At 60.7% G+C, this 22,897-nt stretch carries 18 protein-coding genes; 8 read left to right on the forward strand and 10 right to left on the reverse strand.

Annotation, left to right across the window (positions count from 1 at the left end):
• Positions 1-524: 524 nt before the first annotated feature.
• The 8 genes from ACYZUC_RS14555 to ACYZUC_RS14590 all read right to left on the reverse strand — a co-directional run bounded on the left by ACYZUC_RS14555 (position 525) and on the right by ACYZUC_RS14590 (position 10,596).
• Positions 525-1,526 (reverse strand): diguanylate cyclase domain-containing protein, encoded by a 1,002-nt coding sequence (locus tag ACYZUC_RS14555; RefSeq protein ID WP_461996509.1) that lies wholly within the window; start codon positions 1,524-1,526, stop codon positions 525-527.
• A 48-nt stretch (positions 1,527-1,574) separates the two neighbouring features.
• The gene (gene cheB, locus ACYZUC_RS14560) at positions 1,575-2,585 is read right to left on the reverse strand and encodes a chemotaxis-specific protein-glutamate methyltransferase CheB (protein WP_461996511.1); all 1,011 of its coding nucleotides are present in this window, start codon (positions 2,583-2,585) and stop codon (positions 1,575-1,577) included.
• A complete protein-coding gene (locus ACYZUC_RS14565) occupies positions 2,582-4,870 on the reverse strand; it encodes a response regulator (RefSeq protein ID WP_461996512.1) in 2,289 nt (762 codons plus the stop codon). Before ACYZUC_RS14565 ends, cheB begins: the two co-directional genes overlap by 4 nt.
• Positions 4,867-5,550, reverse strand: coding sequence for a chemotaxis protein CheW (locus tag ACYZUC_RS14570; protein WP_461996514.1), 684 nt, complete (start codon positions 5,548-5,550; stop codon positions 4,867-4,869). Before ACYZUC_RS14570 ends, ACYZUC_RS14565 begins: the two co-directional genes overlap by 4 nt.
• Positions 5,547-6,821 carry a CheR family methyltransferase gene (locus ACYZUC_RS14575; protein ID WP_461996516.1) on the reverse strand — a complete coding sequence of 425 codons (1,275 nt, stop codon included), beginning with the start codon at positions 6,819-6,821 and terminating at the stop codon, positions 5,547-5,549. Before ACYZUC_RS14575 ends, ACYZUC_RS14570 begins: the two co-directional genes overlap by 4 nt.
• Positions 6,818-7,354, reverse strand: coding sequence for a chemotaxis protein CheW (locus ACYZUC_RS14580; RefSeq protein WP_461996517.1), 537 nt, complete (start codon positions 7,352-7,354; stop codon positions 6,818-6,820). The genes ACYZUC_RS14575 and ACYZUC_RS14580 overlap by 4 nt, the downstream gene beginning before the upstream one ends.
• The gene (locus ACYZUC_RS14585; protein WP_461996519.1) at positions 7,354-8,976 is read right to left on the reverse strand and encodes a methyl-accepting chemotaxis protein; all 1,623 of its coding nucleotides are present in this window, start codon (positions 8,974-8,976) and stop codon (positions 7,354-7,356) included. The genes ACYZUC_RS14580 and ACYZUC_RS14585 overlap by 1 nt, the downstream gene beginning before the upstream one ends.
• A gap of 897 nt (positions 8,977-9,873) precedes the next feature.
• Entirely contained in the window at positions 9,874-10,596 is a 723-nt protein-coding gene (locus tag ACYZUC_RS14590; protein WP_461996521.1) for a tellurite resistance TerB family protein, read from the reverse strand.
• 187 nt (positions 10,597-10,783) lie between these two features.
• Between ACYZUC_RS14590 and ACYZUC_RS14595 the strand changes: the two genes are divergently transcribed.
• From ACYZUC_RS14595 to ACYZUC_RS14630, 8 genes are all read left to right on the forward strand, one after another.
• Positions 10,784-11,698, forward strand: coding sequence for a LysR family transcriptional regulator (locus tag ACYZUC_RS14595; protein WP_008072897.1), 915 nt, complete (start codon positions 10,784-10,786; stop codon positions 11,696-11,698).
• 100 nt (positions 11,699-11,798) lie between these two features.
• Complete coding sequence (locus ACYZUC_RS14600) at positions 11,799-13,286, forward strand: gamma-aminobutyraldehyde dehydrogenase (RefSeq protein WP_081501770.1); 1,488 nt, start codon at positions 11,799-11,801, stop codon at positions 13,284-13,286.
• Between the two features lie 222 nt (positions 13,287-13,508).
• Positions 13,509-14,660, forward strand: a complete 1,152-nt coding sequence (ydcS, locus tag ACYZUC_RS14605) for a putative ABC transporter substrate-binding protein YdcS (RefSeq protein ID WP_461996522.1) — start codon at positions 13,509-13,511, stop codon at positions 14,658-14,660.
• A gap of 121 nt (positions 14,661-14,781) precedes the next feature.
• Positions 14,782-15,819, forward strand: coding sequence for an ABC transporter ATP-binding protein (locus ACYZUC_RS14610; RefSeq protein WP_008029734.1), 1,038 nt, complete (start codon positions 14,782-14,784; stop codon positions 15,817-15,819).
• Position 15,820: 1 nt separating this feature from the next.
• A complete protein-coding gene (locus ACYZUC_RS14615; RefSeq protein ID WP_461996524.1) occupies positions 15,821-16,768 on the forward strand; it encodes an ABC transporter permease in 948 nt (315 codons plus the stop codon).
• Complete coding sequence (locus ACYZUC_RS14620) at positions 16,758-17,567, forward strand: ABC transporter permease (RefSeq protein ID WP_084321912.1); 810 nt, start codon at positions 16,758-16,760, stop codon at positions 17,565-17,567. The genes ACYZUC_RS14615 and ACYZUC_RS14620 overlap by 11 nt, the downstream gene beginning before the upstream one ends.
• A 160-nt stretch (positions 17,568-17,727) precedes the next feature.
• Positions 17,728-19,152 (forward strand): gamma-aminobutyraldehyde dehydrogenase, encoded by a 1,425-nt coding sequence (locus ACYZUC_RS14625; RefSeq protein WP_461996526.1) that lies wholly within the window; start codon positions 17,728-17,730, stop codon positions 19,150-19,152.
• Between the two features lie 253 nt (positions 19,153-19,405).
• Complete coding sequence (locus ACYZUC_RS14630) at positions 19,406-20,890, forward strand: APC family permease (protein WP_461996528.1); 1,485 nt, start codon at positions 19,406-19,408, stop codon at positions 20,888-20,890.
• 56 nt (positions 20,891-20,946) lie between these two features.
• Here ACYZUC_RS14630 and ACYZUC_RS14635 read toward each other — a convergent pair whose 3' ends face one another.
• Positions 20,947-21,573 (reverse strand): RloB family protein, encoded by a 627-nt coding sequence (locus ACYZUC_RS14635; protein ID WP_461996715.1) that lies wholly within the window; start codon positions 21,571-21,573, stop codon positions 20,947-20,949.
• Positions 21,574-21,575: 2 nt separating this feature from the next.
• The gene (locus ACYZUC_RS14640; RefSeq protein WP_461996530.1) at positions 21,576-22,826 is read right to left on the reverse strand and encodes an AAA family ATPase; all 1,251 of its coding nucleotides are present in this window, start codon (positions 22,824-22,826) and stop codon (positions 21,576-21,578) included.
• Positions 22,827-22,897 lie beyond the last annotated feature (71 nt).

A 22,897-nucleotide genomic window follows, 5' to 3' on the forward strand; every position in this document is an offset into this window, starting at 1 on the left:
CGATGCGTTTTCGAAGCGGCCGTACACCGATCAACTGTAGGAGCCAGCTTGCTGGCGATAGCGGACTGATAGCCGGCCATTTTCTCTCGGGTGTACATATCCGTTTCTGCGGTTACGGCTGCTATCGGTTTCGCCCTTACGGCGAGTCACTTGGAAGAGCCCCAAGTAACCAAGGGCTCTTGCCCCTTTCGTTCGGTGCCTCGCTAAGGCTCGGCATGCCCTCGCTCCGGTCCTGCTCCGTGGGCCCGCCGCCATCGGCCATCCCTGGCCGGGGGCGGCTAACCCGGCATCCATGCCGGGTTGCCCACTGCGCAGAACCTGCGCTCGGCCTCTCGAGGGGGCGCTTAGATCAAAAGCTGAAGGCGAGCTAACGCTCGGCCTGATGAGTGGTGGGAATCAAAAGCGTACGCAGATCCCTGTAGGAGCCGGCTTGCCGGCGATGGCGGTGTGCCAGGCAACAAAAATATTGAAGGTTAAACCGCTTTCGCCGGCAAGCCGGCTCCTACAGGAAATGAGGTGGTCTGTTACTCGATACCCACCTGATTACGCCCATTGTTCTTCGCCAGGTACAGCCCCTTGTCCGCCGCCGAGATCAATTGACGGCAATCGGCGCCCGATTGCGGGGTCATGGTCGACAGGCCGATGCTGATGGTCAGGCTCGAGCCTTCGGTCGGGAAAATGTGCGGAATTTTCAGTGCCGCCACGGTCTGGCGCAGTTTTTCCGCCACCAGTCGCGCACCGCCCGGTGATGTATTGGGCAGGACCAGCGCGAATTCTTCGCCGCCGTAACGGGCCGGCAGGTCAGAAGGTCGGGCGCTGGCGTCGCGGATGGCCGTGGCGACTTTGCGCAGGGCTTCGTCGCCTTCGAGGTGGCCGAAGCTGTCGTTATAGGATTTGAAGTAGTCCACGTCGATCATCAGCAACGACAATTGGCTCTGGTCGCGCAACGAACGTCGCCATTCCAGCTCCAGGTACTCGTCGAAGTGGCGACGGTTCGACAAACCGGTCAGGCCGTCCGAGTTCATCAGGCGTTGCAGCACCAGGTTGGTGTCGAGCAATTGCTGCTGGCTGACCCGCAACGCGCGGTACGCGGCGTCTCGCTGCAGCAGGGTCATGTAGGAGCGCGAGTGATAGCGGATGCGCGCCACCAGTTCGATGTTGTCCGGCAGTTTGACCAGGTAATCATTGGCCCCGGCCGCGAATGCCGCGCTTTTGATCAGCGGGTCTTCCTTGGTCGACAGCACGATGATCGGAATGTCCTTGGTGGCCGGGTGATTGCGGTATTCGCGCACTAGGCTCAGGCCATCGAGACCGGGCATGACCAGATCCTGGAGGATCACCGTCGGTTTGATCCGGATCGCCTGCGCAATCGCCTGATGCGGGTCGGCGCAGAAGTGGAAGTCGATGTTTTCTTCATTCGACAACCCGCGGCGCACCGCTTCGCCGATCATGGCCTGATCGTCCACCAACAACACCATGGCGGCGTTTTCGTCGGTTTTGAAGCCGTCGAGCTGTAAGTCATTCATGTGCGGTCACCTGAGTACTGCCTGGGCCAGGATTGCTGCTGAGCGTAGTCATTTGGCGAAAATCTCCAGCAATCGTGGCGCGATCTTGTCCAGCGGGCGAATTTCTACAGCGGCGTCGATGGCCGCTGCCGCTTTCGGCATGCCATACACCGCGCTGCTTTGTTGGTCCTGAGCGATGGTCAGGTAACCCTGTTGGCGCATGAGTTTAAGCCCCTGCGCGCCATCGCGTCCCATGCCGGTCAATAAAACACCCACGGCATCGCCATTCCAATAACTGGCCACGCTCTCGAAGAACACATCGATCGAGGGCCGATAGATCTCGTTGACCGGCTCGGCGGTGTACGCCAGCGTACCGTTTTTCAGCAAGCGGATATGGTGGTTGGTGCCGGCCAGCAGCACGGTGCCCGCCTGTGGTGGCTCGCCTTCCTGGGCCAGGCGCACGTTCAGGCCGCTGGCACCGCTGAGCCATTCGGCCATGCCGGCGGCGAATACCTGATCAACGTGCTGCACCAGCACAATGGCGGCGGAAAAATCTATCGGCAACCCCTTGAGCAGTATTTCCAGGGCCGCCGGCCCGCCTGCGGAGGAACCGATGGCGATCAGTTTTTGCCGGGAGCCTGAGTTGCGCAACGGGCCCGGCGCAGGTCGCACGCGATTGCCCTTGTCGCCGATCAGCCAACCGATGTTGAGGATTTTGCGCAGCAGCGGCGCCGCTGCTTCCTGGGCATTGCCGGCACCGATTGCCGGCGTATCGACCACATCCAGAGCGCCGTGGCCCATGGCCTCGAACACCCGGTGCACGTTCTGCTGGCGGTCGACCGTGACGATAACAATGGCACACGGCGTCTCGGCCATGATTCGCCGTGTCGCCTCGACGCCATCCATCACCGGCATGATCAGGTCCATCAGGATCAGGTCCGGGGTGTTTTCCACGCAACGCTGCACCGCCTCGGCGCCGTTACTGGCGACCCAGACGACTTCGTGCGCTGGCTCAAACGCCAAGGCGCGGCGCAGGGCCTCCACCGCCATGGGCATATCGTTGACGATTGCGATTTTCATGCCCGCGCTCCTCCTATGAGCTCAACCACTGCATCAAGCAGGGCGTCGTCGTGAAAACTGGCTTTGGCTAGATAATAGTCGGCCCCGGCGTCCAGTCCACGACGACGGTCTTCTTCGCGATCCTTGTAGGACACCACCATCACCGGCAGCGATTGCAGGCGGTTGTCCCGGCGCAACAAAGTCACCAGTTCGATGCCGTCCATGCGTGGCATATCGATGTCGGTGATCAGCAGATCGAAATCCTCTGAACGCAGGGCATTCCAGCCATCCATGCCGTCCACCGCCACGGCCACGTCGTAACCGCGATTGAGCAACAGTTTGCGTTGTAACTCGCGGACGGTCAGCGAATCGTCGACCACCAGAACCCGTTTGCGCGCGGCTTCGGCCGTCTGATTGCTGTGACGGGCAATCCGCTCCAGACGCCCGGTATTGAGCAGTTTGTCCACCGATCGCAACATGTCTTCGACGTCGACGATCAGCACCACCGAACCGTCGTCGAGCAAGGCGCCTGCGGAAATGTCCTGCACCTTGCCCAGACGCTCGTCCAGCGGCAAGACCACCAGCGTGCGCTCGCCGATGAACCGCTCGACCGCCACACCGTAGATCGCATCGCGCTCGCGGATGACCACGACCTTGAGGGTTTGCTGACTGTTGGTGCTCGCCGGACGCTGAAGCAATTGGCTGGCCGCGACCAACCCGACATGCCGGCCTTCGTACCAGAAATGCTGACGGCCTTCGACCTGCACGATGTCCGCCGGCTCCAGGTCGCACATGCGCTCGATGTGGGCCAGCGGAAACGCATACGCCTCTTCGCCGACCTCCACCACCAGGCTGCGCACCACCGACAGGGTCAGCGGCACTTCGAGATGGAAGCGGCTGCCCTCGCCCGCCGTCTGCTCCAGCACCACCGCACCGCGCAACTGGCGGACCATGTGCTGAACCGCGTCGAGCCCGACGCCACGTCCGGACACTTCAGTGACCGTGTCGCGCAGGCTGAAACCCGGCAGGAACAGGAACGTCAGCAGCTCCTCTTCGCTCAACTGCGCGGCGGTGTCGGCCGGGGACAACTGACGTTCGATGATGCTGCGGCGGACCTTTTCCAGGTCGACGCCGTTGCCGTCATCGCTCAGCTCCAGCACCAACAGACCGGCCTGATGCGAGGCGCGTAGGCGAATCAAACCTTCTTCCGGTTTACCGGCCAGCAGCCGTTGCTCCGGGGATTCGATGCCGTGGTCGACGGCGTTGCGCAGCAGGTGCGTCAGCGGCGCTTCGAGTTTCTCCAGGACGTCGCGATCGACCTGGGTTTTCTCGCCCTCGATCTCCAGCCGTACCTGTTTACCGAGGCTGCGGCCGAGGTCGCGGACCATGCGCACTTGCCCGCTCAGCACATCGGCAAACGGCCGCATGCGACAGGCCAGCGCCGTGTCATAGAGCACTTGCGCGCGTTGACTGGCCTGCCAGGCGAACTCGTCCAGCTCGGCGTTTTTTTCCACCAGTAATTGCTGGGATTCCGCCAGCAACCGACGCGCATCGTCGAGGGCTTCCCGGGCTTCCAGGCTCAAGGTCTGATCCTTGAGATGGACATTGAGGTTTTCCAGCGCCCGCAAGCCGTTGTTCTGCATGCGCTTGAGGCGTTGCATGGTGGCCAGGTGCGGTTTGAGCCGCAGGGTTTCCACCAGGGATTTGCTCGACAGGTCGAGCAGGCTGTTCAAGCGTTCGGCCGTAACGCGCAATACGCGCTCGCCACTTTCGGTGGTGCGTTTGGTCTTGGGCGAGGGCTCGGCGGCAGCTGCCGAGGGGGCTTCCGTGGCGGCCGGCATGGGCGACTCAACCGTGGCCGTCGGCGGCTCCAGCTGAAGTTCTGCCATCGGCGGCGCGATGGGGGCAACCGTCGCCATGTGAACAAGCAGCCGTCCCATCAAGACGACATACGCTTCGATATCCGCAGGCGCCGGTGCGTTGTTCGGCGTCGCGATGCGCATCAGCAAATCGGTGCCCTGCAGCAAGGCATCAATGTGCTCGGGCCGCAGATACAACCGGCCTTCCTGGGCGCTGACCAGGTAATCTTCCATCACATGGGCGACGCTGACGCCGGCATCGACCCCGACGATCCGCGCCGCGCCCTTGAGCGAGTGCGCGGCGCGCATGCACGATTCGAGGTAATCGGCCTGGGTCGGGTTGCGCTCCAGCGCCAACAGACCGGCGCTGAGCACTTGGGTCTGGGCCTCGGCTTCGAGACTGAACAGTTCCAGCAAAGAGGCGTCGCGCATTTGCTCGGGGGTCATGTGAGGCTCCGGGTCACGGCGGACAGCAGCTGTTCTTCATCCAGCCAACGCAGGCTGCGACCTTTGAATTGCAATACGCCACGGGTGTATTTGGCGCTGGCCTGCGTACCGGAACGCGAGGCGGCCTCAAGGATGCGCTCGTCGATGGCATGGATCCCGTCGACTTCGTCCACCGGCACCACCACCGGCCCACCGTGGGCCGCGATAATCAGCATGCGCGGCATCACGCGCGCACCAGGCGCCACGCTGCTTACGCCGTCGAGCCCGAGCAGCTCCACCAGCGACAGGCACGCCACCAGCGCGCCGCGCACATTCGCCACGCCGAGCAAGGCCCGGGAGCGCTGGTGCGGCAGGGAATGAATCGCTTGCAGCGGCGCCACTTCCACCAGGCTGCGGGTGGCCAGGCCCAACCATTCTTCGCCGAGGCGGAACATCAGCAGCGAGCGGGTTTTCACCTCGCTTTCGACCGCGACCGAGACTTGCCCGCGGTCTTCCTGTTGCAACGCATAGCGGTCGAGCAAACGCGTAGCGGCCGCCGAGTACACCGCGCAATTGCGGCAATGAATGTGTTCGATCAGCAGCGGGCAGGACTTGTCGCCGTGGATACCGATACGGTTCCAGCAATCGTCGATGGCCTGGGCATCTTCATGGGTGAGGCTAAAGCTGTCGGCGGCATTCATCGTTTGCGCTCACTGTCTGCGCGCTCGCTGCGGGCGGCGCGGTCCTGCAATCGTTTGGCGCCCGCCGTGTCGCCCTGGGATTGCAGCAAGGCCGCCAGGTGCATCAACGCGTCGGGATGTTGCGGTTCGAGGTACAACGCCTTGCGATAAAAACCCTGGGCTTCGAGGGCGCTGCCGGCGACATCGCTGAGCAGCCCCAGCCAGTAAAACACCTGGGCTACCGGTTCATGGCTGCGCAAATAGCTTTCGCACGCGGCGCGGGCTTCGGCGCTTTTGCCTTCATTGGCCAGTGCGGCGATGTTTGCCAGCAGCGCAGCGGCGTCGGGACTGGCGGCTTTTGTCGCCACCGGCAGCGGCGTCACTGTTGCGAAGGGCCGCAGGCGTACCGGCGCCGGTGTGACGCTGCGCACCGGTTGGCGCACTGGCACCGGCAGCGGCGTCGGTACGAAGGCTGGAAAAGGTTCAGGCTCGGGCGCGCTCTGGCGACTGAACGCAAATGACTGTGGAATACCAATCGAACGCATGCCCAAGCGTCCCAGCAAACTGCCCTCGGCAGGGCCGATAAACAGCACACCCTCGACATGGGTCAGGCGCTTGAGCACTTCGAACACTTGTTGTTGCGTCGGCTGATCGAAATAGATCAGCAGGTTGCGGCAGAACACGAAGTCATAAGGCGATTCGTTGGCCAGCAACGCCGGATCCAGCAGATTGCCGACCTGTAAACGCACCTGTTCCAGCACGCGCTCGCTGAGGCGATAGGACTCGTCCTCGGCGGTGAAATGCCGCTCGCGAAACGCGATGTCCTGGCCGCGAAACGAATTCTTGCCGTACTGCGCGCGTTTGGCTTTCTCCACCGACAGCGGGCTGACGTCCATGCCTTCGACTTTGAACTGATGCGGTTTGAACCCGGCATCGAGCAAGGCCATGGCAATGGAGTAAGGTTCTTCGCCGGTGGAACACGGCAGGCTGAGGATTCGCAGCGCGCGCATGTTGTTGATATCGGCTAGGCGCTTGGCCGCCAGTTTTGCCAGGGCGGCGAAGGATTCCGGGTAACGGAAAAACCAGGTTTCGGGAACGATCACCGCTTCGATCAGCGCATGTTGCTCATCCTGCGAACCCTGCAAGGTGTGCCAATACTCATCGACCGTCAGCGCGTTGGACGCCGTGCTGCGCTGGCGCACCGCACGTTCGATGATCGCCGGGCCCACCGAGGTGACGTCAAGGCCGATGCGCTCCTTGAGGAAATCGAAGAACCGCTGATCGCTGCTCATGGCCGCACCTCAAGCAACGCCAGGTCCAGCGGGGGTGATGGAAACAGCAGCGCCCGAACCTGATCGTCCAGCAGATCGGCGACGCGCACCCACTGCAGCAAACCTTGCGCGTCTTCACGCACCGGTCCGAGGTACGGCGCCTGGCGATTATCGAGGCCATACGGCTGAAAATCCGCCGGGTTGCAGCGCAGCGTGTCGGTGGCCTGCTCCAGAATCAGCCCAAGCAATTGCGCCTCAGCGGTTTCATCCGCACGGTAATTGACCAGCACCAGGCGCGTGCTGGTGCGCGCCTGGGCCGGTACGCCAAAGGTCAGCGCGCTGAGGTCGATTACCGGCACTACCGCGCCGCGATAGGCGAACACCCCGGCGACCCAGTCAGGTGCGCGGGGAATCGGCTTCAATGGCAGGCGCGGCAGCACTTCCGCCACTTCGATCGCTTGCAAGGCATAGCGCTCGCTGCCGATGCGAAACACCAGAAACAATGCATGCATCGCCGGCTTCACGGCGGTGCGTTTGGCCGTGAGTTCGCTCATCAGACTTTGAATCGCGAAACGCCGCTGCGCAGCCCGACGGCCACCTGGCTCAGCTCGTCGATGGCAAAACTGGCCTGACGCAAGGACTCGACGGTCTGGCTGCTGGCATCGCCCAACTGCACCAGCGCGTGGTTGATCTGCTCGGCACCGGTGGCCTGGGCCTGCATGCCTTCGTTGACCATCAACACCCTCGGCGCGAGCGCCTGAACCTGATGGATGATCTGCGACAGCTGCTCGCCGACTTGCTGCACCTCGGACATGCCGCGACGCACTTCTTCAGAGAACTTGTCCATGCCCATGACCCCGGCCGACACCGCCGACTGGATCTCGCGCACCATCTGTTCGATGTCGTACGTGGCCACGGCAGTCTGGTCCGCCAGGCGCCGCACTTCGGTGGCAACGACGGCAAATCCACGACCGTATTCACCGGCCTTCTCGGCCTCAATGGCAGCGTTCAGCGACAGCAGGTTGGTCTGGTCCGCGACCTTGACGATGGTCACCACCACTTGATTGATGTTGCCGGCCTTCTCGTTGAGGATCGCCAGTTTGGCGTTGACCAGATCCGCGGCGCCCATCACCGAGTGCATGGTCTCTTCCATTCGCGCCAGGCCCTGCTGTCCGGAGCCGGCCAACACCGAGGCCTGATCGGCAGCGGTGGAGACTTCGGTCATGGTCCGCACCAGATCACGCGAGGTGGCGGCGATTTCACGGGAAGTGGCACCGATTTCGGTGGTGGTGGCAGCGGTTTCAGTGGCGGTGGCTTGTTGTTGCTTGGAGGTGGCGGCGATTTCGGTCACGGATGTGGTGACCTGCACCGATGAGCGCTGCGCCTGAGACACCAACGAGGTGAGCTCGGCCATCATGTCGTTGAAGCCGGTTTCCACGGCGCCGAACTCGTCCTTGCGCTCCAGGTTCAAGCGGCCGCTGAGGTCGCCGGTACGCATGATTTCGAGGATCTGCACGATGCGGTTCATGGGCGCCATGATCGCGCGCATCAGCAGCAGGCCGCAGAGACCGGCGGCTAGTACCGCCACCAGCAGGGAAATGCCCATGATGACTTTCGCGGTGAACACCGCATCATCGATGTTTGCCATGTCCTGATCCGCCACGACTTTGTTTTCGCGCAGGATGTCATTGAGCTTCATGCGCCCCGCGGTCCAGGTCGGGGTCAGTTGTTCGTTGAACAACTTGATGGCCTCGGCTTCCTGATTGCGCTTATGCAATTCGAGCACCGCGGCCAGGATCTTGCCGTAATTCTCATGGAATTTTTCGAAGGCAGCGAATTCGACCTTGTCTTCATCCGTGGTGACGGTGGCGCGATAGCTACTCATCGCGTCTTGCACGCGCGTTTCAAAACTTTTGAAGTCTGCGGCGTCCTCGGCACTTATGCCCTGCCCTTCCTTCAAGCCCAGCATTTCCTGGGTCTGGAGATAGCTGTCGACCCAGGCGCCACGAATCATCGAGCTGTAATACACCCCGGGGAGCGCGTCGTCACGAACGCTGACTTCGCTGGCCTCGATCTTCAACAGCCGGGAATACGAGACGACGACCATCAGCAACATGATGGCGATAATTACCGCAAAGCTCGCCAAAATGCGTTGGCGCAACGTCCAGTTCTTCACAGTCAGTCCTCGGGGCCATTTCAAATGCTGCGCAGTATAGCCGAGGGCGGTGTTTCATTTATAAGACGGATGCGCGGCGGCTTACATCCAGGCGAATGAGGGATGTGGCGGGGCTGAAAAGGCTATCGCCGGCAAGCCGGCTCCTACAGGGGAACGGTGCGGGCACGAATGCTATGCGCACCACAAATCCCTTGTAGGAGCCGGCTTGCTGGCGATGGCGGCCTTGGGGGCGGCGCAGGATTTTAGGGCCTCATCGCCAGCAAGCTGGCTCCTACAGGGGAACGGCGCGGGCACGAATGCTGTGCACGCCGCAATTCCCTTGTAGGAGCTGGCTTGCCGGCGATGGCGGCCTTGGGGGCGGTGAAGGATTGAGGGCCTCATCGCCAGCAAGCCGGCTCCTACAGGTGATCGGCGTCGGGCACGAATGCTGTGCGCACCGAAAGTCCCTTGTAGGAGCCGGCTTGCCGGCGATGGCGGCCTTGAGGGCGGTGCAGGATTTTAGGGCCTCATCGCCAGCAAGCCGGCTCCTACAGGGGAACGGCGTCGGGCACGAATGTTGTGCGCACCGAAAGCCCCTTGTAGGAGCCGGCTTGCTGGCGATGGCGGTCTTGAGGGCGGTGCAGGATTTGAGGGCCTCATCGCCAGCAAGCCGGCTCCTACAGGTGATCGGTTTCGGGCACGAATGTTGTGCACGCCGCAATTCCCTTGTAGGAGCTGGCTTGCCAGCGATGGCGGTCTTGAGGGCGGGGCGGGATTTGAGGGCCTCATCGCCAGCAAGCTGGCTCCTACAGGTGATCGGTGTCGGGCACGAATGTTGTGCACGCCGAAAATCCCTTGTAGGAGCTGGCTTGCTGGCGATGGCGGTCTCGGGAGCGAAACAGGATTTGAAGCCGGTTTCTACATGGAAGCCTGGCGCACCTGTTTTTCCAGCTCGGCCTTCAACGCCGGCTCAAGCTTGAGTTGGCGTGCCAGTTCGTCCAGGTAAGACTTCTCCATGAAGTTCTCCTCGTCCACCAGCATCACGCTGGCGATGTACATCTCGGCCGCCATTTCCGGGGTGCTGGCAGCGCGCGCCACATCGGTCGGATCCAGCGGTTTGTTGAGTTCCGCGTGCAGCCAGTGTTGCAGTTCCCGGTCGTTGTCTAGCTTGGTGAACTCGCCTTCGATCAACGCGCGTTCGCGCTCGTCGACATGACCATCAGCCTTGGCCGCCGCCACCAGCGCCTTGAGAATCGCCTGGCTGTGTTGCTCGACCTGCGCCGCCGGCACGCGGTCCACGGTTTGCGGCTCTTGCTTCGGTGCAGTGCCCTGCTGGGCCTGCCAGTTGCCGTAAGCCTTGTAGGCAATCACGCCCAATGCCGCGAGGCCGCCGTAGACAGCGACTTTGCCGCCGACCTTGCGCACCTTCTTGTTACCGATCAACAGGCCCATAGCGCCCGCTGCCAATGCGCCGCCACCCGCGCCGGAAAGCAGACTGCCGAGGCCGCCCGAACCACCGCTGCCACCGAGCAATCCGCCCAATCCACCGCTGGACGCCTTGTTCTGCGCGCCACCGGTTTTGCTCTGCAGCAGGTCCTGGCCGGATTTGAGTAATTGATCGAGCAATCCACGGGTATTCATTCTTGCCGCCTCCACAAAAGGGGTTAACCGGACACATAAGGCCACCAGCCTAGATCGAAAGTGCCCAGCCCCTCCCGGCGAGAGTGCTTCCAGATGTTGCTCATTTCCTGTAACGCTAAAAAGCCCATCGATTAAAAAGATATACACTCAAGCGAATCTATAAAAACCGCCCACCGGGTACTTCTTCATGATGACTTTGCGTCAAATTCGTCATTTCATCGCCGTGGCCGAGACCGGCTCGATCTCTGCCGCCGCGCAAACTGCGTTCATTTCCCAATCGACACTGACCCTGGCCATCCAGCAACTGGAGCAGGAAATCGGCGTCGGGCTGTTCAACCGCCATGCCAAGGGCATGACGCTGACCCACCAGGGTCATCAGTTCCTGCGCCAGGCACACCTGATTCTGGCAACGGTGGACAACGCCAAACGCAGCCTGCAACAAAGCACCGACCAGGTCGCCGGGCAATTGATCATCGGCGTAACCAGTCTCGTCGCCGGTTATTACCTCGCTGACCTGCTCACCCGCTTTCAACGCGCCTACCCCAATGTCGAGATCCGCGTGATGGAGGACGAACGCCCGTACATTGAGCATTTACTGGTCAGCGGCGAAATCGATGTCGGTGTGCTGATCCTCTCCAACCTCGAAGACCGCCACGCCCTGCAAACGGAAGTGCTGACCCATTCGCCTCACCGTTTATGGCTGCCGGCCCAGCATCCGCTGCTGGAACACGACAGCATCAACCTGGCCGACGTCGCCCGTGAGCCGCTGATTCAACTGAACGTTGATGAAATGGACCGCAACGCCCAGCGCATGTGGTCGGCGGCGTCGCTTCAACCGCGCATCACCCTGAGAACCGCCTCGACCGAAGCGGTGCGAAGCCTGGTGGCCGCCGGATTGGGCGTGTCGATCCAGCCCGACATGACCTATCGCCCATGGTCATTGGAGGGCGACATCATCGAAGCCCGCCCGATCGCCGACCTGAGCCAGACCCTCGACGTCGGCCTGGCCTGGCGCCGCGGTACGGCACGACCGGCACTGGTCGACCCGTTCCTGACCGTCGCGCGCGAGCAGCCGCACGGCGGGCGCAAGCCATCTATTTAATCGAACGCCACCTTCAGTATTTAGTATTTGTCGACCTCGGATCCGGGCACTAGTCTTGGAACATCTATAAGACGGCCGGGCCCCAGTCACAGGGAGCAGCATGGCCACACAAGAAAAGAGAACCCGAAAAATGGCTGGCGCGCAGACCCCGTTGTTCACCGCGTTGTTGATCGATGGCGAATTGGTCGCGGGTCAGGGTTTTGTCGAGCCGATCCTCAACCCGGCCACCGGTGAGGTGATAACGCACATCGCCGAGGCCAGCACCGAACAAGTCGAAGCCGCGATCCTCGCTGCGCACCGCGCGTTCGCCAGTTGGTCGCGGACCACGCCGCAGCAGCGCTCGAACCTGCTGCTGGACATCGCCAACGCCATCGAAAAACAAGCCGACCTGCTCGCCCGCCTCGAATCCCTGAACTGCGGCAAACCGTTGCACCTGGCGCGCCAGGACGACTTGAGCGCGACGGTCGACGTATTCCGCTTTTTCGCCGGTGCGGTGCGCTGTCAGACCGGCCAGCTCAGCGGCGAATACTTGCCGGGTTATACCAGCATGGTCCGTCGCGATCCGATTGGCGTGGTCGCCTCGATTGCGCCGTGGAACTACCCGATCATGATGGCCGCGTGGAAAATCGCCCCGGCCCTCGCTGCCGGCAACACGCTGGTGTTCAAACCCTCCGAACACACGCCGCTGTCGATTCTGGCCCTGGCGCCCGCGCTGGCCGAGATCCTCCCACGCGGCGTGATCAACATCATTTGCGGCGGCGGTGAAGGCGTGGGCAGCCACTTGGTCAGCCACCCGAAAATCCGCATGGTGTCGCTGACCGGCGATATCGTCACCGGGCAAAAAATCCTGCAGGCCGCAGCGAAAACCCTGAAGCGCACGCACCTCGAACTCGGCGGCAAGGCCCCGGTGATCGTCTGCAACGATGCGGATATTCAGGCGGTGGTCGAAGGTGTGCGCACGTACGGTTACTACAACGCCGGCCAGGATTGCACCGCTGCTTGCCGCATTTATGCACAGGCCGGCATTCATGACCGCTTGGTGGCCGAACTCGGCGCGGCGGTCAGCAGCCTGCGCTTCGCCGGTAAACGCGATGCCGACAACGAAATCGGGCCGCTGATCAGCACCCGCCAACGCGACCGCGTGGCCAGTTTCGTCGAGCGTGCCCTGGGCCAACCGCACATCGAGCGCGTGACCGGCGCGGCCGTGCATTCCGGCGCCGGCTTCTATTACCAACCGACGCTGCTGGCCGGCTGTAAGCAGAGCGATGAAATCGTCCAGCGCGAAGTGTTCGGGCCGGTGGTCACCGTGACCCGTTTCGATGGGCTCGAACAAGCCGTGGATTGGGCCAACGATTCGGAATACGGCCTGGCTTCCTCGATCTGGACCCAGAACCTGGACAAGGCGATGCAGGTCGCCGCGCGCTTGCAGTACGGCTGCACCTGGATCAACAGCCATTTCATGCTGGTCAGCGAAATGCCCCATGGCGGCCTGAAACGCTCGGGCTACGGCAAAGACCTGTCCAGTGATTCGCTTCAGGACTACAGCGTGGTGCGGCACATCATGGCGCGCCACGGACAGCATTTATAAAAGCGCACTACGCTAACAATTAGCCGTAAAGGCATAGATGTAGAAACGTTGGAATAACGCGAATCCCTGTAGGAGCCTGGCTTGCCAGCGAAGGCGTCCGTTAGGACACCGCAAGGTTTGAAGGACTAATCGCCAGCAAGCCGGCTCCTACAAGGATCGGGTTTACAACGCTGAACCACGTTCAAAACTGCCCCGACCATAATTAAAGAAGAGGGAATTCCCATGTTCGTGCACAAGACCGCACTGCTCAGTGCAATCACCACCGCGCTGCTGGCCAGTGCAAGTATCCAGGCCGCTGAACCGCTGAAAGCCGTCGGCGCCGGCGAAGGTCAGCTCGATATCGTCGCCTGGCCTGGCTACATCGAACGTGGCGAAAGCGACAAGGCCTACGACTGGGTGACCGGTTTCGAGAAGGAAACCGGCTGCAAGGTCAACGTCAAAACGGCTGCCACTTCCGATGAGATGGTCAGCCTGATGTCCAAGGGCGGTTACGACCTGGTGACCGCGTCGGGCGATGCGTCGCTGCGGCTGATCGTCGGCAAACGCGTGCAGCCGATCAACACCGCGTTGATTCCAAACTGGAAGAACCTCGATCCACGTCTGAAGGATGGCCCGTGGTACGTCGTCAATAAACAAACCTACGGCACTCCGTATCAGTGGGGCCCGAACGTGTTGATGTACAACACCAACGTGTTCAAGACCGCCCCGGACAGCTGGAAAGTGGTGTTCGAGGAACAGAACCTGCCGGATGGCAAATCCAACAAGGGCCGGGTCCAGGCTTACGATGGTCCGATCTACATTGCCGATGCGGCGCTCTATCTCAAATCCATCAAGCCGGAACTGGGCATCAAGAACCCTTACGAACTCAACGAAGAGCAGTACAAGGCGGCACTGGATCTGCTGCGCAAGCAACAGCCGTTGATCCACCGCTACTGGCATGACGCGACCGTGCAGATGAGTGACGTCAAGAACGAAGGCGTCGTGGCGTCCAGCACCTGGGGCTACATGGTCAACGGCCTGGTGGCGGACAAGCAGCCGGTGGCCTCGGTGATTCCGAAAGAAGGCTCAACCGGCTGGGCCGACACCACCATGTTGCACAGCGAGGCCAAGCACCCGAATTGCGCCTACAAGTGGATGGACTGGTCGCTGCAACCGAAAGTCCAGGGTGACGTAGCGGCGTGGTTCGGCTCGTTGCCTGCGGTGCCGGCGGCGTGCAAAGACAACGAATTGCTCGGCGCCGAAGGCTGTAAGACCAACGGTTTCGACCAGTTCGACAAGATCGCCTTCTGGAAAACCCCGCAGGCTGAAGGCGGCAAGTTTGTGCCGTACAGCCGCTGGACCCAGGACTACATCGCGATCATGGGCGGTCGCTGACGCCTGAAGGTCCTTCGGACCTTATCGCCGGCAAGCCGGCTCCTACAAAGTACGCGTATCCCCTGTAGGAGCTGGCTTGCCAGCGATGCTTTTCAGATTTGATATTTCGGAGCACCGCACCATGACGCTTGCAGTCCAGTTCACCAACGTTTCCCGTCTGTTCGGCGAAGTGAAAGCCGTAGACCGGGTTTCCATCGACATCCAGGACGGCGAGTTCTTCTCCATGCTGGGCCCTTCCGGCTCGGGAAAAACCACGTGTTTGCGCCTGATCGCCGGTTTTGAACAACCGAGCGCAGGCTCGATCCGGATTCACGGCAACGAAGCCGCCGGGCTGCCGCCGTATGAGCGTGACGTCAACACGGTGTTTCAGGATTACGCCCTGTTCCCGCACATGAACGTACTCGACAACGTCGCTTACGGTTTGAAAGTCAAAGGCGTCGGCAAAGCTGAGCGCCAAAAACGCGCTGAAGAAGCCCTCGACATGGTTGCCCTCGGCGGCTACGGCGCGCGCAAACCGGTGCAACTGTCGGGCGGTCAGCGCCAGCGTGTGGCCCTGGCCCGCGCACTGGTCAATCGCCCTCGGGTGCTGCTGCTCGACGAACCCCTCGGCGCCCTCGACTTGAAGCTTCGCGAACAAATGCAGAGCGAGCTGAAAAAGCTGCAACGCCAGCTCGGCATCACCTTCATCTTCGTCACCCACGATCAGACCGAAGCCTTGTCGATGTCTGACCGTGTGGCCGTCTTCAACAAGGGTCGCATCGAGCAGGTCGACACGCCGCGCAACCTCTACATGAAACCGGCAACCACCTTTGTCGCGGAATTCGTCGGTACCTCCAACGTGATTCGCGGCGATCTGGCGCAGCAGCTCAGCGGCAATCCACAGCCGTTTTCGATTCGCCCGGAACACGTGCGTTTCGCCGACGGCCCGTTGGCCAGCCACGAAATCGAAGTCAGTGGTTTGCTCCACGACGTTCAGTACCAGGGCAGCGCCACCCGTTATGAATTGAAACTGGAAAACGGCCAGACCCTGAACATCAGCCAGGCCAACAATCAATGGCTGGACGTCAGCGCGCAACATCAGACCGGGCAACGCATCAGCGCACGCTGGGCACGGGAAGCGATGATCCCGCTGCACGACACCGTTGCCGGCGGGGTGTGAGATGACCAGCGTGGCGCTCCCTCAAACCCCGGACAACGGTTCGCCGTTTCGCAGGTTTTCCAACCTGCTGTATCGCCGACCGAATTTTTACCTGTCGCTGCTGCTGGTGCCGCCGCTGTTGTGGTTCGGCGCGATCTACCTCGGCTCGCTGCTGGTGCTGTTGTGGCAAGGCTTCTACACCTTCGACGACTTCACCATGGCGGTCACGCCCGACCTGACCCTGGCGAACTTCGCCGCGCTGTTCCAGCCGTCGAACTTCGACATCATCCTGCGCACCCTGAGCATGGCGGTTGTGGTGTCGATTGCCAGCGCCATCGTTGCGTTCCCGATTGCCTACTACATGGCGCGCTACACCACCGGCAAGACCAAGGCGTTTTTCTACATCGCGGTGATGATGCCGATGTGGGCCAGTTACATCGTCAAGGCGTATGCGTGGACGTTGCTGCTGGCCAAGGGCGGCGTGGCGCAGTGGTTCGTTCAACACCTTGGGCTGGAGCCGGTGTTGCAGTTTGTGCTGGGCATTCCGGGCGTGGGTGGCAGCACCTTGTCGACCTCGCACCTGGGGCGCTTCATGGTGTTCGTCTACATCTGGCTGCCGTTCATGATTCTGCCGATTCAGGCCTCGCTGGAACGCCTGCCGCCGTCGTTGCTGCAAGCCTCCGCCGACCTTGGTGCCAAGCCGCGCCAAACCTTTATGCAAGTGATTCTGCCGCTGTCGATTCCGGGCATCGCGGCCGGTTCGATCTTCACGTTTTCGCTGACCCTGGGCGACTTTATCGTGCCACAACTGGTGGGCCCGCCGGGGTACTTCGTCGGCAGCATGGTGTACGCCCAGCAAGGTGCGATCGGCAACATGCCGATGGCCGCGGCCTTCACGCTGGTGCCTATTGTGTTGATCGCCATTTACCTGACCATCGTCAAACGACTGGGGGCCTTCGATGCACTCTGAGAAAGCATCTTTGGGTCTGCGCATCGCAGCCTGGGGCGGGTTGGTGTTCCTGCACTTCCCGATCCTGATCATCTTCCTCTACGCCTTCAACACCGAAGACGCAGCATTCAGCTTTCCGCCCAAGGGCTTCACCCTGAAGTGGATCGGCGTGGCGTTCTCGCGGCCCGACGTGCTCGAAGCGATCAAGCTGTCGCTGCAGATCGCCTCCGTCGCGACGTTGATCGCACTGGTGCTCGGCACGCTGGCATCGGCTGCGCTGTACCGGCGGGATTTCTTCGGCAAGCAAGGCATCTCGCTGATGCTGATTTTGCCCATCGCGTTGCCGGGGATCATCACCGGGATCGCGCTGCTGGCGACGTTCAAGACGCTGGGGATCGAGCCGGGGATGTTCACCATCATCGTCGGCCATGCGACCTTCTGTGTGGTGATCGTCTACAACAACGTCATCGCCCGTTTGCGCCGCACTTCGCACAGTTTGATCGAAGCCTCGATGGACCTCGGCGCCGATGGCTGGCAGACCTTCCGCTACATCGTCCTGCCGAACCTCGGCTCGGCGTTGCTGGCCGGCGGCATGCTCGCGTTTGCGCTGTCGTTCGACGAAATCATCGTCACCACCTTCACCGCCGGCCATGAACGCACCTTGCCGCTGTGGCTGCTCAACCAGCTCAGCCGCCCACGGGACGTGCCGGTGACCAACGTCGTCGCGATGCTGGTGATGATGGTGACCATGCTGCCGATTCTCGGCGCCTATTACCTGACCCGTGGCGGTGAAAGCGTCGCGGGCAGTGGCGGGAAGTAACGAACAACTCAGTATCCACTGTAGAAACCGAATCCTGTGTAGGAGCGAGGCTTGCCCGAGAAGGCGTCCTCGAGAGCGCCAAAAGCTTCGCGGGCAAGCCTCGCGCCTACACAGGATCCGGTTTCGGCAGAAAAATAATAGATTCAAAGAGGACAACGCCATGCAAACCAAACTCTTGATCAACGGCCAACTGCTCGACGGCGAAGGCCCCGCCCAACCGGTGTTCAACCCGGCCCTCGGTCGCGTGCTGGTGGAAATCAACGAAGCCAGCGAAGCCCAGGTCGACGCTGCCGTACGCGCTGCCGATGCCGCGTTTGAAAGCTGGTCGCACACCCCGCCGAAAGAACGCTCGCTGTTACTGCTCAAACTCGCCGACGCCATCGAAGCCCACGGCGAAGAGCTGGCCAAACTCGAATCCGACAACTGCGGCAAACCCTACAGCGCTGCGCTGAACGACGAGATCCCGGCGATTGCCGACGTGTTCCGTTTCTTCGCCGGCGCCAGCCGTTGCATGAGCGGTTCGGCGGGCGGTGAATACCTGGCCGGGCACACCTCGATGATCCGCCGCGACCCGGTAGGCGTGATCGCCTCCATCGCGCCGTGGAACTACCCCCTGATGATGGTCGCCTGGAAAATCGCCCCGGCCCTCGCCGCCGGTAATACCGTGGTGCTCAAGCCGTCGGAACAAACCCCGCTGACTGCATTGCGCCTGGCACAACTGGCGTCGGAAATTTTCCCGGCCGGCGTACTCAACCTGGTGTTTGGCCGAGGTCCTACTGTCGGCAGCCCACTGGTCACCCACCCGAAAGTGCGCATGGTGTCGCTGACCGGTTCCATTGCCACCGGTTCGAACATCATTTCCAGCACCGCCGACAGCGTCAAACGCATGCACATGGAGCTGGGCGGCAAAGCTCCGGTGATCATCTTCGACGATGCCGACATTGACGCCGCCGTGGAAGGCATTCGCACTTTCGGTTTTTACAACGCCGGCCAGGACTGCACCGCCGCGTGCCGCATCTACGCACAGACCGGCATCTACGAAAAATTCGTCGAGAAGCTCGGTGCGGCAGTCAGCAGCATCAAGTACGGCGTGCAGGATGATCCGTCGACCGAGCTTGGCCCGCTAATCACCGCGCAGCACCGCGACCGGGTAGCCGGGTTCGTCGACCGCGCCGTGGCGCAACCGCACATCCGTCTGATCACCGGCGGCAAGGTGGTTGAAGGCAACGGCTTCTTCTTTGAGCCAACGGTGCTGGCCGACGCGCAACAGGACGACGAGATCGTCCGCCGTGAGGTGTTCGGGCCGGTGGTGTCGGTGACCAAATTCAGTGATGAAGCGCAGGTGCTGGGTTGGGCCAACGATTCGGACTACGGCCTGGCGTCGTCGGTCTGGACCTCGGACGTCGGCCGCGCGCATCGCCTGTCGGCACGCTTGCAGTACGGCTGCACCTGGGTGAATACGCACTTCATGCTGGTCAGCGAAATGCCCCATGGCGGTCAGAAACTGTCCGGGTACGGGAAGGACATGTCGATGTATGGGTTGGAGGATTACACCGTTGTGCGGCATGTGATGTTCAAGCACTAAAAGCTTCGCGAGCAAGCTTCGCTCCTACAGGTTTTGCGTCGTACGCAATTTTTGCGAACACCCTCAATCCTGTAGGAGCGAGGCTTGCCCGCGAAGGTGTCACCTCGGTTTCAAGGTAGAAACCGTCAATACGCATCACCAGGCTTCAAGGCCAGACCAAAAAAACAATAACCACCGATCCGGGCAGCGCCGTCACGGCCCTGCCACGGTTTCGGACATCCGAAATCTGCCGATTTTCCGGAGCTAACACACCATGAGTGCACTACCTGAACTCTCCGCAGCCGTTGCCGACAGCGATGCCGAGCAACTCCGAAAGCTGGGTTACACCTCCAACTTCAACCGCAGCATGAGCCTGTGGGAAAACTTCGCCCTGGGCTTCACTTACCTCTCACCGGTCGTAGGGGTTTATACCCTCTTCGGCCTGTGCCTGGCCGCCGGTGGACCACCGATGTTCTGGGCGTATTTGCTGGTCGGTTGCGGCCAATTGCTGGTGTGCCTGATCTTCGGTGAAGTGGTCTCGCAGTTCCCGATTTCCGGTGGCGTCTACCCATGGGCTCGCCGCTTGGTGGGCAAACGCTGGGCGTGGATGGTCGGCTGGATCTACTCCATCGCCTTGTGTGTGACCATCGCCGCCGTTGCGGTCGGCGCCGGGCCTTACCTTGCCGCGATGATGGGCTTCGAACCGAGCAACAACACCAACATCGTCATCGCCCTGGTGCTGACCCTGTTCGCCACGTTGGTCAACCTCAGCGGCACCAAAGTGCTGGCGCGAATCGCCATGTTCGGCTTCCTCTGCGAACTGGTCGGCGCGGTGATCGTCGGCATGTACCTGCTGATTTTCGAACGTCATCAATCGATCAGCGTGTTGTTCAACACCTTCGACATCAGCATCAACGGCTCCTACCTGCCGGCCTTCCTCACCGCCTCGCTGGCGGGGATGTTCCTGTACTACGGCTTCGAGGCCTGCGGCGACGTGGCCGAAGAAACCCCGAACCCGAGCAAGAAAATCCCGGTGGCCATGCGCATGACCATCTACATCGGCGGCGTTGCGGCGATGTTTGCTTGCCTGGCGCTGATCCTCGCCGTGCCGGACATGCAAGCGGTGATCAACGGCACCGACAAAGACCCGGTCGGCACCATCCTCAACAACGCCTTCGGCCCGGTCGGTTCGAAAATGGTCATGGGCGTGGTGATGATTTCCTTCATCTCCTGCGTCATCAGCCTGCAAGCGGCGGCGAGTCGTCTGCTGTACTCCTACGCCCGGGACGAAATGGTCATCGGCAGCTCACTGCTGAAGAAGATCTCTCCTACAACCCAGGTTCCGGTTGCTGCGCTGTTCGTCTCCGGCGTTCTGCCGGCGCTGATCATTATTCTGGGCTTCTTCCTGCAAGACGCGGTGGCCACCATCGTCAGCTTCGCGGCGATCGGCATCTACCTCGCGTTCCAGATGATCGTCCTCGCAGCCCTTTATGCTCGCCTGAAAGGCTGGAAACCGAGCGGCAAATTCACCCTCGGCGCATGGGGCTGGGCAGTGAACATCGGCGCGCTGGTCTACGGCGTCGGCGCCATCATCAACATGGCCTGGCCGCGCACGCCGGATGCGGCGTGGTACATCAACTATGCGATGGTGCTGAGCACGGCGATCGTGATTGGGTTGGGGCTGGTTTACATGTGGATTGCCAAGCCGTATGACCATGGTACGGCGCCTGCTGGGGATGCCTGGAAGGTTAGTCACTAAGGCATTTGCTCTTCAATTGACAGCCTGCCCGCAGCGATGTGGCAGGCTTCATGTTGCTAGAGAGTTTGCGGTTTGGAGAGCGCTTCGAATTCATCCATCAGCAAATGAATCTCGGTGCTGGGGTTGGGTTCGCCACTAACAGCGACGTCCTCAAGAACCTTGGGGGCCAGGGTTCTCGCCTTTTGGAACGGCTCGCCCAGCAGTTTAGCGAAATAGTTGGTGTCTTTGCCCTTCTCGTATTTATCCATACTTGGTTTTTCTCTGAGGCTCTTGGTCACCAAATCGCCCGGAGAGTTTTTCCCAACAGCTCTGAACGGCTTTCGATTGAACCCAAAGTGCAGAAGTAGCCAAAACTCAAAACAGGGGTATGAGGCTATGACGTGGATTTTTGGATGCGCCTTCGCCATATCGATGGCTCGTTCAAAACATGGGTGCGTATCTCGATCCAGCGCACAAAACACCCTGTCGAAGCGTTTCTGACGGGAGATGGCTCTTTCCACGATGCCACTGGGGTGTGTGACTCCGCAGTGGACGATCTCAACCAAGGCGTTGGCACGGAAATGAAATGCGGCCTCTTGCAGATATCGTTTTCCTGACTGGCTGTCCTCGCAGAGCACCAACACTTTGGGTTGCGGCCTGAATCGCGATGCCTTTCGATCAAATGATCTTGCCGAGCGCACCATGGTCATCCCCGCCTTATCAACGGCAGACCGCGGTATCGACCTTCAAAATAGCGTTTCTCGACATCCTCGCCCTCTCGCCCCTCAAAATCGTGAACGGAAAACAGATCGGTTGAACCATTGGCATCGCGTTCGGTGATCCAGTACTGATCACGTCGAAGTGTCTTGGCATTCATCAAGTGTGTGTCGTGAGTAGTAAAAATCAACTGAGTGTCCCGCCCGCTATCCAGGTGTTTCTCAATCAACTCCGCGACGATGGCGGGATGCAGGCTGCTGTCCAGTTCATCGACAGACAGCACCCCGCTCCCGTCTGCATGATTGATCATGAACCACGGCAACCAGAACCCAATCAGGTTTTTGGTACCGCCCGACTCCTCCGAAAAATCGAAGTCGGCTCTTCCCAAAAGACTTGTATGCGTCAGGGTCACTTTGTCTTTTTGTGCCGCAGCGAAAAATTCTTTAAGCGTGAGTTTTTTGTCAGTCTGGACAGAATCCGCGTCGGTATTGAGCTGAATATTGGTCACAGGTATATCCACTGCTTTTAGAAAGTCTCGTAAGTCGCACGTGTAATTCGACGCCATCTGCAGAAACCGTATCGAAGCGGCAGACAGGCCAATCATGTTGTTCTGCTCAATAACGAGGAGGCCGGTTTGAAACCAGCTGAACGGCCGACGCAACTGCGTCAGCTCTTCGCTGCTGTTCGCAACGGCCTGCGAAATAAACAACATCTTGGGGCTGGTCAGGCGTTGCCAGGCTTTATGCACTTCTTTGCCGCCCTCAAGGCTTGTGCCGAAAACATACTTCTCACCCTCACCATCGAAACGGCGGTCATACAGCAGCGTTTCCTTGCCGTTTGGATATGAAACCAATTGTTCTTCGGTTATCCGCTGCGCCGTCATGCGCAGAACTAACCGATAGCGAACCCCACTTTGAATGAAGTTGTATTCAAAGAAGCTTGGTGTGTCCTTGAGCTGCGGGTCGAAGCGAAACGGTGACACCGGTAGAGGTTCATCATTTGACGTGGCTGAAGAAGCAAGCAGATGGCCCATGATTCCCATGGCTCGGACCAGCGAAGATTTGCCTGACGCGTTAGGTCCGTAAATGGCGGCCACTTTCAACAAGTCAGGTAGCTTTTCTCCCTCTACGGCAGGCTTGAACACGTTACGTTTTTTACTCAGGCGCGGTGTTGCGGCCATGGACAATGTTTGCTTCTCACGGAAGGAACGGTAATTGGCCACTGAAAATTCGATCAACATGCAGTAAACCCGCAGTTCATGACTGAAAGCGGAAAACCTATAGGAAAAACGATCAGTGCGGCGCGGTGCCT

The organism is Pseudomonas sp. GT1P32 (genome assembly GCF_054897805.1).

Coding starts and splice junctions, on each gene's coding strand:
- ACYZUC_RS14625 (WP_461996526.1), top strand. CDS start 17,728: ATGCAAACCAAACTCTTGATCAACGGCCAACTGCTCGACGGCGAAGGC.
- ACYZUC_RS14635 (WP_461996715.1), bottom strand. CDS start 21,573: ATGGTGCGCTCGGCAAGATCATTTGATCGAAAGGCATCGCGATTCAGG.
- ACYZUC_RS14610 (WP_008029734.1), top strand. CDS start 14,782: ATGACGCTTGCAGTCCAGTTCACCAACGTTTCCCGTCTGTTCGGCGAA.
- ACYZUC_RS14630 (WP_461996528.1), top strand. CDS start 19,406: ATGAGTGCACTACCTGAACTCTCCGCAGCCGTTGCCGACAGCGATGCC.
- ACYZUC_RS14580 (WP_461996517.1), bottom strand. CDS start 7,354: ATGAGCGAACTCACGGCCAAACGCACCGCCGTGAAGCCGGCGATGCAT.
- ACYZUC_RS14615 (WP_461996524.1), top strand. CDS start 15,821: ATGACCAGCGTGGCGCTCCCTCAAACCCCGGACAACGGTTCGCCGTTT.
- ACYZUC_RS14555 (WP_461996509.1), bottom strand. CDS start 1,526: ATGAATGACTTACAGCTCGACGGCTTCAAAACCGACGAAAACGCCGCC.
- ACYZUC_RS14590 (WP_461996521.1), bottom strand. CDS start 10,596: ATGAATACCCGTGGATTGCTCGATCAATTACTCAAATCCGGCCAGGAC.
- ACYZUC_RS14595 (WP_008072897.1), top strand. CDS start 10,784: ATGATGACTTTGCGTCAAATTCGTCATTTCATCGCCGTGGCCGAGACC.
- cheB (WP_461996511.1), bottom strand. CDS start 2,585: ATGAAAATCGCAATCGTCAACGATATGCCCATGGCGGTGGAGGCCCTG.
- ACYZUC_RS14640 (WP_461996530.1), bottom strand. CDS start 22,826: ATGTTGATCGAATTTTCAGTGGCCAATTACCGTTCCTTCCGTGAGAAG.
- ACYZUC_RS14620 (WP_084321912.1), top strand. CDS start 16,758: ATGCACTCTGAGAAAGCATCTTTGGGTCTGCGCATCGCAGCCTGGGGC.
- ACYZUC_RS14565 (WP_461996512.1), bottom strand. CDS start 4,870: ATGACCCCCGAGCAAATGCGCGACGCCTCTTTGCTGGAACTGTTCAGT.
- ACYZUC_RS14570 (WP_461996514.1), bottom strand. CDS start 5,550: ATGAATGCCGCCGACAGCTTTAGCCTCACCCATGAAGATGCCCAGGCC.
- ACYZUC_RS14600 (WP_081501770.1), top strand. CDS start 11,799: ATGGCCACACAAGAAAAGAGAACCCGAAAAATGGCTGGCGCGCAGACC.
- ydcS (WP_461996522.1), top strand. CDS start 13,509: ATGTTCGTGCACAAGACCGCACTGCTCAGTGCAATCACCACCGCGCTG.
- ACYZUC_RS14575 (WP_461996516.1), bottom strand. CDS start 6,821: ATGAGCAGCGATCAGCGGTTCTTCGATTTCCTCAAGGAGCGCATCGGC.